The sequence below is a fragment of the Burkholderia sp. SIMBA_051 genome (assembly GCF_046534915.1).
GTDB lineage: Bacteria > Pseudomonadota > Gammaproteobacteria > Burkholderiales > Burkholderiaceae > Burkholderia > Burkholderia ambifaria.
In genome coordinates, this window is sequence record NZ_JAWRXS010000207.1 from 1 (window position 1) to 277 (window position 277).

The 277-nt window shown below is 69.7% G+C and carries 1 protein-coding gene; it reads left to right on the top strand.

What is annotated here, in order from left to right:
- Positions 1-47: 47 nt before the first annotated feature.
- A partial coding sequence (locus SB771_RS34200) for a Zn-ribbon domain-containing OB-fold protein (protein ID WP_410721943.1) occupies positions 48-277 on the top strand: 230 nt, incomplete at its 3' end.

Here is a 277-nt window from a genome sequence, read left to right on the forward strand (position 1 = left end):
GGCGCCAGCCCCGACACTGGCGGCTCATCCATCCGAAACCGTATGCCATGACCGCAACCGACCCACGCGCCACCGAAGGCGTCGAGGCGCAATACCGCCAGGCGCTCGATCAGGGACGCTTCCAGATCCAGCATTGCGACGCCTGCGACCGCGCCGTGTTCTATCCCCGCATGATCTGCCCGCATTGCGGCGCGCAGCAGTTGTCCTGGCGCACGCCGGACGGGCGCGGCACGGTCTATTCCACCACCACCGTGCGGCGCAAGCCCGAGGCGGGCGG